Below are 7,205 nucleotides of genomic sequence, written 5' to 3'. Positions count from 1 at the left end.
ATTGCCCGATTGAACCGGCTTTCGAAGCGCTCGGATCGTCCGACCTCGGACTATTCGAGCGCGTCGCGGTCGAGCCTGCCGATCGCGAAGGCGTCGCCGACCACCTCGTCGAGTACCCACTGCGAGACGCCGCCGTCCGCGAGATCGAACACGGTCCGCAGGGGCGTGGTGATGCGGAAGGCACCGGTGTGCTCGCAGTCGCCGGGTGGCATCGCGCTGTGGTGCACCGCGACCCGGTCCAGTCGCGAGGTGGCGGTCGCGGTCGAGGTCACGTGCAGGAAGCGCGGGTGCAGGTGCCCGAGCCCGTGCAGTTCGGCGGCACTCTGGTGTGAGACCACCGCGTCGTCGAGCCGGACGCAGCAGCGCGCGACGTCCTCGAGGTCGGTCGAGCGCCACGGCGCGAGCCGGAAGAGTCCGGGCTCGGGTTGCGCCCACGTTCCCGCCGCGACCGCGGCGACGACGTCCTCCCCCGTGAACCCGAGCGCCATGGCCTGCTCCGCGGTGAAGAACCCGTCCTGGGTCCGGGCCCGCTCGCACAAGTCCTTCTCACGCCGATCCGGTCCGTCCATGTCGTCACACTACTTCCACCATGTGTCCTGGGTCACATAAACCCTTCGTAGCGTGTTCTCAGAACCCGCACAGAAAAGTCGGGAAGAATCCGTGCAATGGCCTCCATTGCACCGGCTCCGAACGGTCCGACGACGACTAGCCCGAAGCGAAACCTGGTCCTCACGATCGCCCTCGTGGTGATCGTGGCCCTGGTCGCGCTCCTGATCGGCGCCGAACTGTACGTGCGGCACAACGTGAAGCAGTGCATGTCGAGCCAGTTCCAGAGCGAACTCGGGTCGCAGGTCGATGTTGGACTCAGCGCAAAACCGGTGTTGCTGCAGGCGATCGACAAGAAGGTCCCGTACATCACGATCACGAGCGACGACTCGAGCTTCGGACCGGCGAAGGACATGCACGTCAAGGCCCGGGTCAACGACGTCGACCTGACCGCCACCGACAACTCCAGCGGGTCCGTCGGCAGTTCGACCGCCGACATCGACTGGTCCACCGACGGCATCCTCGCCACCATCCAGGCCCAGCCGTTCGGCAACCTGGTCTCCGGCGTCACCTCCGACCCGACCGCGGGCACCCTGAAGTTCCAGGTCCTCGGGCTCGCCGAGCTGACCGTCAAGCCGCAGGCGAACGCCGGCACCGTCAACGTCGAGACCGTCGGCGCCCAGGTGCTCGGCCTCGGCCTGCCCACCGACCTGGTCAGCGGTGTCGTCGACGTCCTCACCAGCAGCCTGCAGGCCTACCCGCTGGGGATGACGGCGCAGTCGCTGACGGTCACGGACAGCGGAATCGAGATGTCGCTGGCCGGCGGCGCGTACACGATGCCGAAGGCCGACCCGAACGCCCCGGTCCCGAGCGGCTGCTCGCTGCTGACCTAGGCGGCGCCCGCGGCTGGCGGGCTCGCCGGCCGGCGTCGGGGTAGTCCCGGACGCCGGCCGGCACCGATGTCAGGGCCGTGACCGCGCTACCTTCGCAAGTTCCTCAGCGAGGCTTCGCACGGCCTCCACCCCTGCGTCGACGCCCTTCGCCGCGAGCAGTCGCTCGACGAAAGCGGATCCGACGATCACGCCGTCCGCGAAGTCTTGTCGACCCAGCGTGGGAGTCGAATACGTCCGCTCAGTCCGGGAAGCCGTCCAGGACGGCGCGCGTGCCCGACAACCCGAGCCGCGTCGCGCCGGCCTCGATCATCGCGCGCGCGGCCTCGGCGGTCCGGATGCCGCCGCTGGCCTTGACTCCCAGCCGGCCGCCGACCGTCCGTGCCATCAGCCGGACCGCCTCGACGCTCGCGCCGCCCGCAGGATGGAACCCCGTCGAGGTCTTGACGAAGTGCGCGCCCGCGCGCTCGGCCGCTCGGCAGCACTCGACGATCGCCTCGTCGGACAGTGCGGCGGTCTCGAGAATCACCTTGAGCACCGTCTCGTCCGAGATACCCTCGCGGACGGTCAGGATGTCGGCGAGCACCGCGTTGTAGTCGCCGGCGACCGCCGCGCCGACGTCGATCACCATGTCGATCTCGTGCGCACCCTGCTGCACGGCCAGCCTCGCCTCGGACCCCTTGATCAGCGAGTGGTGCTTGCCGGACGGGAAGCCCGCGACCGCCGCGACCCGAAGCCCCGCCGCCTGCACCGGCAGCATCGAGGGTGAGACGCACACCGCGTACACCCCGAGCGCGCGGGCCTCCTCGATCAGTGCGGCGACGTCGGCACCGGTGGCCTCCGGCTTGAGCAGGGTGTGGTCGACCATCGCGGCGACCCGGTCGCGGGTGAGCGGGGCATCAGACATACCGACGAGCTTGGCACAGCCCGAAATTCGATTGCGCCTGCCTGCTCGCCACCACACACTTCTCGCATGCTGATCCGACGCGAGCACTCGGCCGACATCGACGCGATCGCGGCCGTGCACCGCTCCGCCTTCGCCGACCAATCCCCGCCGAACACCGAACCGGTCGAGCCCGGCCTGGTCGCGGCGCTGCGCGACTCCGACGCCTGGCTGCCGGCGCTGTCAATGGTCGCCGAGGTCGACGGCGCTGTGGTCGGGCACATCTGCCTGACCCGGGCCACGCTCGGCGACTTCCCCGTGCTCGCGCTCGGCCCGATCGGCGTGCTCTCCGAGCGGCACGGGGACGGGATCGGGTCGGCGCTCATGCACGCGGCGCTCGGCGCCGCCGACGCGCTCGACGAGCCGCTCGTCGCACTGCTCGGGCACCTCGACTACTACCCGAGGTTCGGCTTCGTGCCCGCGTCCACATTGTCCATCGATCCCGGTGTGCCGGACTGGGTCACGCATTTCCAGGTTCGCACGCTCGACGCCTACACCCCCGGACTGGTCGGCGAGTTCCGGTACCCGCAGCCGTTCTACGACCTGTGACGGCGCCGCCGCGACTACCGTTGCCGGTATGAGCGCCGACGACCTCGCCACCGTGTTCAACTCCGGCGCCGCCGAATTCACCGGCCTGACCCCGCAGGTGTGGGGCCCGGCCGGGCAGTCCCTCGTTTTCCAGTTGCGGCTGCGGCCCGGCGACACCGTGCTCGACGTGTGCGCCGGCGCCGGCGCGTCCGCTCTGCCCGCGGCCGCGGCGGTCGGCCCGGCGGGCCGGGTTCACGCGATCGACCTCGCCGACGACCTGCTCGAGCAGGGCCGGCTGGTCGCGTCCGATCGCGCCCTCCAGAACATCGACTTCGTCCGCGCCGACGCCACCGAATGGGAGCCGCCGAGCAGCGTCCCCGAGGCCGGCTACGACGCCCTGTCCAGTTCGTACGGCGTGTTCTTCCTGCCGCACATGGACGAGTCGGTGAACCGGCTGGTGGGCCTGCTCCGGCCGGGCGGCAAGATCGGGCTCACCACCTGGCGGCGGGGCGCCCACGAGGAGCACGCCCGCGCCTACTTCGAGGTGCTCGCCCGGCACGTGCCGGGAATGGACGCCGACGGGTACCGGCCCGACCCGAACGACCCGGTCCGCAGGCTCGACAGTCCCGATGCGCTCGCCGCGTGGCTCACCGGCTACGGCGCGGTCGACGTCGAGGTCAACGAGCTGCCCAACTGGCTGCCCGCGACCCCGGAGCTGGCCTGGCGACTGGTGCTGGGCAGCGCATTTCGGGGCCCACTCGTCGGCCTGGACGCGGCCACCGTCGAGGCGGTCCGCCAGGAGTTCCTGACTCTGCTCACCGAACGCGACGTCGAGACGCTGGACCTGGGAACTCTCGTCGCGACCGCCCGCGTCGAACGCTGACAGCGAACTCCGGGTAGTCGCCGACCCGCCACCTGCGACACTGGGTGCATGAGTAGGCCTGCTGCCCCCGAGGACGACCGACGCTACGTGCTCTCTCTCGGCACGCCCGACCGCACCGGCATCGTCGCCCGGATCTCGACCTTCCTCGCCGAGGTCGGCGGCTCCATCGTCGAGGCCGCCTATCACGCAGACCCGGACTCCGGATGGTTCTTCACCCGGCAGGCCGTGCGCGCCTCGTCGATCGAGTACGGGCTGGGCGAACTCCGCGAACGGTTCGCGGAGGTCGCCGCCGAACTCGGCCCGGAAACCGAGTGGACGCTGCAGGATTCGGGTGAACGCAAGCGAGTGGTGCTGCTGGTGAGCAAGGAGGCGCACTGCCTGCACGACCTGCTCGGCCGCGCCGCCGGCGGCGAGCTGCCCGCCGAGATCTGTGCCGTGATCGGCAACCACCGCGACCTCGAGGACGTCACCCGCGCGCACGGCATCGACTTCCACTACGTCTCGTTCCCCAAGGACCCGGCCGAGCGCGGACCGGCGTTCGAACAGGTGCGCAAGCTCGTCGACGCGCACGACCCGCACGCCGTGGTGCTGGCGCGGTTCATGCAGGTGCTGCCCGCCGAGCTGTGCGAGCACTGGGCCGGCCGCGCGATCAACATCCACCACAGCTTCCTGCCCTCGTTCGTGGGGGCGAGGCCGTACCACCAGGCGTTCGCCCGGGGGGTGAAGTTGATCGGCGCGACCTGCCACTACGTCACCGCGGAGCTGGACGCGGGGCCGATCATCGAGCAGGACGTGATCCGGGTGGACCACTCCGACGAGGTCCGCGACATGGTCCGGCAGGGCCGGGACATCGAGAAGCTGGTGCTCTCCCGCGGTCTGCGCTGGCACCTCGAGGACCGCGTCCTCGTGCACGGCCGCAAGACCGTCGTCTTCAGCTGACTAGAGGCGCGCGAGCCGCACGATCTCGGCGTTCACGGCGTCGGGTGCCTCGATGGTGGCCATGTGGCCGATCTTCGGTAGCCGGATCAGCCGCTCCAGGTGGCCGGCCGCGTCGAGGGTGTCGCTCATCCGCACCGAGTGCACCGGCGGGGTGAGTCGGTCCGCGTTGCCGACGAGGACGGTCGTCGGCACGGTCAGGTTGTCCAGGGACGCCCCTACGTCGATCGTGCTCAGCGCGCGTCCCCAGCCGCCCCGGGTGGCGGGGCTGCAGCCCTGGACGATCCGGACGCAGAAGTCGATCTCCTCACGGGTGGACCCGGCTGCCATCGCGACGTACTGGACTCCCCTGCGGGTCAGTGGGGACGGCGCGACCATCGGGGCCCTCGACCCGAGGATGACGCGTCCCACCGGCACGGGGACCGCGGGCGCCCGCTTCGGCCGCGGGATGACGGTGGTCTCGGCCACGAGGCGGTCGGTGCCGGTGCTCGCCAGCATGACGGCGCCGGCCTTCTGCTGCACCCGCTCGGGATACTTCAGCGCCCAGGACATGATCGACATGCCGCCCATGCTGTGGCCGACCACGACCGCCTTGCGACCGTCGGGGACCGTCGCGCTCAGCACCGCGTCCAGGTCGTCGCCGAGCAGGACCGGATCCAACGGCGTCGGACCGAGCCCGGTTCGGCCGTGTCCGCGCTGGTCGTAGGTGATCACCCGGAACTCGTCGGCGAGCGCGTTGACCTGCGGGTACCAGAACTGCGTCGAGCAGGTCCAGCCGTGGCTGAGCACGATCACCGGCGCGTCCGGGTCGCCGTAGGCGAGGGTGTGGATGGGGTGCCCGTCGGCGGAGATCACGGGGATCGTCTCGGGGCGCCGGATCGGGTCTCGCAGCGCCGGGTTGGGCGCGGCGCCGAAGGCCCGCTCGGTCCGCGCGCGCCGCGACCGCACTGCCGCGCCCGCGGCGACCGCCGCGCCCACGACCGACGTTCCGAGGAGAATCCGACGCACGTTTCCGCGTGATCGCTCCGACACCTGTGTACCTCCGTGTTGCGCTGAATGGGTTGACCGTGAATCAGATGACGTGCGCTCGGCGCAGCAGCAGTGTCGAGGGGCCGCCGACCAGGCCCACCTGGTCGAGGAACTCGACGGTCTTGGCGCTGCCCTCGCGAATCTTGTCCTGGTAGTGCTTGTTCGCCCTCGCCGCGGCGCGGGCGAGCTTCGGGTCGAGGCCTGCGGCCTCGTACACCCCGTCGTTGACCAGGCTGGTGACGACGAAATAGGCGGTCACCCCGAGGATCAGCCGGATCCGGGCCCGGGTGAACCGGGAGATGTTCGCGGCACGGCGCACCGTTTCCTCGCGCGCGAACTTGATGTGGCGCGCCTCCTCGAGGACGTGGATCTTGCTGACCGTCCGCGTGATCGGCTGGACCCGTTCGTCTTTCATGAAGTCGCGCTGCATCATGTCGAGGATCTCCTCGGCGAACAGCGTGCCGCCGTAGGCCAGCGAACCGGTCGCGGTGGCCTTGAAGGCTCGGGCGGACTCTCGAATCCACCTCTTCGGCCGGTAGGACGGGACGCCGAAACGCTGTGCCGACTTGGCGAACATCGTCGAATGCCTGCACTCGTCCGCGATCTCGTTGAGCGCGAACTGGACGTGCGGCTCCGACGGGTCGTGCGAGTAGATGTCGCGCAGCAGCATCTGCATCAGGATCATCTCGAACCAGATTCCGGTGCCCGCGATGCTGGCGGCCTCGTGCTTGGTGAGGGTGACCCGCTGGTCCTCGGTCATCGAGTCCCACAACTCGGTGCCGTACAGGCTGCACCACTCCGGGGTCATGCCGTAGAGACCCTCGGGGATCGGCGCGTCCCAGTCGACCTCGACGAGCGGGTCGTAGGACTTGCGCGCGGCGGAGGCGAGCAGCCGGCTCGCGGTCTCCTGCCGCGCGCCCGCCCGGGTCAGGCGGGACGTGCGGGTGGAGCCAGCGCCACGATCGTGGGCGATCGACATGTCGGCCTCCTTGCTGAGTTCGCGTCGGACGCTGTGCGCTCGCGGAAAAGGCCTGTCCGCCGACAGCGCACGAACGATCCGACTACCTCAACAATGCGGTGCCGGGATACCCGCTGTCAACGGTATCTGTGACGCGAATTCGCATATATTCTCGCGTGGCGCTACCAGCGCGGTCCGCGCTGGATCTCGTCCACCCGGGGCCGCACGTCGACCAGGTACACGCAGATCGCGACCACGGCGATGATCCAGAAGAACATCCCGAGCGGCAGCAGCAGCACGAGCAGCGAGGCGATCAGGATGCCCAGCCAGATCGGCTTGCTCAGCTTCTCCACCGCGGTGAAGGCGTCCGTCCGCTGCCGAAGCGCGTGGAAGACGGCGAAGACTCCCGCGCCGAGCGCGAGGAGCTGGAGTCCGAGCATGATGATGCCCGTGAGGCCGTGAACGGTATACACGTGGCCCATTCTACGGGCG

Annotated in this window: 9 protein-coding genes; 4 read left to right on the top strand and 5 right to left on the bottom strand. The window is 70.0% G+C overall.

The genetic code is table 11. From position 1 onward, the window contains the following. Nucleotides 1-50: 50 nt before the first annotated feature. Nucleotides 51-569, bottom strand: coding sequence for a hypothetical protein (locus ACFXGJ_RS23610; RefSeq protein WP_378625678.1), 519 nt, complete (start codon nt 567-569; stop codon nt 51-53). A 96-nt stretch (nt 570-665) separates the two neighbouring features. Here ACFXGJ_RS23610 and ACFXGJ_RS23605 point away from each other — a divergent pair, with 96 nt between their 5' ends. Further along, on the top strand, nt 666-1,439 hold the full coding sequence (locus ACFXGJ_RS23605; protein ID WP_378625675.1) for a DUF2993 domain-containing protein: 774 nt from the start codon (nt 666-668) through the stop codon (nt 1,437-1,439). Nucleotides 1,440-1,677: 238 nt separating this feature from the next. Here ACFXGJ_RS23605 and deoC read toward each other — a convergent pair whose 3' ends face one another. Continuing rightward, nucleotides 1,678-2,343 carry a deoxyribose-phosphate aldolase gene (deoC, locus tag ACFXGJ_RS23600; protein ID WP_378625672.1) on the bottom strand — a complete coding sequence of 222 codons (666 nt, stop codon included), beginning with the start codon at nt 2,341-2,343 and terminating at the stop codon, nt 1,678-1,680. Nucleotides 2,344-2,409: 66 nt separating this feature from the next. On the opposite strand from deoC, the gene ACFXGJ_RS23595 reads away from it, so the two are divergent. Genes ACFXGJ_RS23595 through purU form a run of 3 tightly spaced genes read left to right on the top strand, consistent with a single transcriptional unit; the run spans nt 2,410 to nt 4,729 of the window. After that, entirely contained in the window at nt 2,410-2,928 is a 519-nt protein-coding gene (locus ACFXGJ_RS23595; protein ID WP_378625669.1) for a GNAT family N-acetyltransferase, read from the top strand. Between the two features lie 28 nt (nt 2,929-2,956). Next, nucleotides 2,957-3,790 (top strand): class I SAM-dependent methyltransferase, encoded by an 834-nt coding sequence (locus tag ACFXGJ_RS23590; protein ID WP_378625665.1) that lies wholly within the window; start codon nt 2,957-2,959, stop codon nt 3,788-3,790. 48 nt (nt 3,791-3,838) lie between these two features. Further along, nucleotides 3,839-4,729, top strand: a complete 891-nt coding sequence (purU, locus tag ACFXGJ_RS23585; protein WP_378625661.1) for a formyltetrahydrofolate deformylase — start codon at nt 3,839-3,841, stop codon at nt 4,727-4,729. Here the strand turns inward: purU and ACFXGJ_RS23580 are convergent, their stop codons facing one another. The 3 genes from ACFXGJ_RS23580 to ACFXGJ_RS23570 all read right to left on the bottom strand — a co-directional run bounded on the left by ACFXGJ_RS23580 (nt 4,730) and on the right by ACFXGJ_RS23570 (nt 7,195). Further along, on the bottom strand, nt 4,730-5,758 hold the full coding sequence (locus tag ACFXGJ_RS23580; protein ID WP_378625658.1) for an alpha/beta fold hydrolase: 1,029 nt from the start codon (nt 5,756-5,758) through the stop codon (nt 4,730-4,732). Nucleotides 5,759-5,798: 40 nt separating this feature from the next. Continuing rightward, complete coding sequence (locus tag ACFXGJ_RS23575) at nt 5,799-6,734, bottom strand: diiron oxygenase (protein WP_378625655.1); 936 nt, start codon at nt 6,732-6,734, stop codon at nt 5,799-5,801. A gap of 161 nt (nt 6,735-6,895) precedes the next feature. Continuing rightward, the gene (locus ACFXGJ_RS23570; RefSeq protein ID WP_378625680.1) at nt 6,896-7,195 is read right to left on the bottom strand and encodes a DUF2516 family protein; all 300 of its coding nucleotides are present in this window, start codon (nt 7,193-7,195) and stop codon (nt 6,896-6,898) included. Between the last annotated feature and the right edge of the window lie 10 nt (nt 7,196-7,205).

The sequence above is a fragment of the Rhodococcus sp. NPDC059234 genome, from assembly GCF_042754225.1.
Classification (GTDB): domain Bacteria; phylum Actinomycetota; class Actinomycetes; order Mycobacteriales; family Mycobacteriaceae; genus Rhodococcus_G.
The sequence above is the reverse complement of the archived record's forward strand: the minus strand, read 5'-3'. Positions and strand labels throughout refer to the sequence as shown.

Bases quoted from the DNA above. Each gene is read 5' to 3' on its own strand.
- ACFXGJ_RS23595 (WP_378625669.1), top strand. From the start codon at position 2,410: ATGCTGATCCGACGCGAGCACTCGGCCGACATCGACGCGATCGCGGCC.
- deoC (WP_378625672.1), bottom strand. From the start codon at position 2,343: ATGTCTGATGCCCCGCTCACCCGCGACCGGGTCGCCGCGATGGTCGAC.
- ACFXGJ_RS23590 (WP_378625665.1), top strand. From the start codon at position 2,957: ATGAGCGCCGACGACCTCGCCACCGTGTTCAACTCCGGCGCCGCCGAA.
- ACFXGJ_RS23575 (WP_378625655.1), bottom strand. From the start codon at position 6,734: ATGTCGATCGCCCACGATCGTGGCGCTGGCTCCACCCGCACGTCCCGC.
- ACFXGJ_RS23610 (WP_378625678.1), bottom strand. From the start codon at position 569: ATGGACGGACCGGATCGGCGTGAGAAGGACTTGTGCGAGCGGGCCCGG.
- purU (WP_378625661.1), top strand. From the start codon at position 3,839: ATGAGTAGGCCTGCTGCCCCCGAGGACGACCGACGCTACGTGCTCTCT.
- ACFXGJ_RS23605 (WP_378625675.1), top strand. From the start codon at position 666: ATGGCCTCCATTGCACCGGCTCCGAACGGTCCGACGACGACTAGCCCG.
- ACFXGJ_RS23570 (WP_378625680.1), bottom strand. From the start codon at position 7,195: ATGGGCCACGTGTATACCGTTCACGGCCTCACGGGCATCATCATGCTC.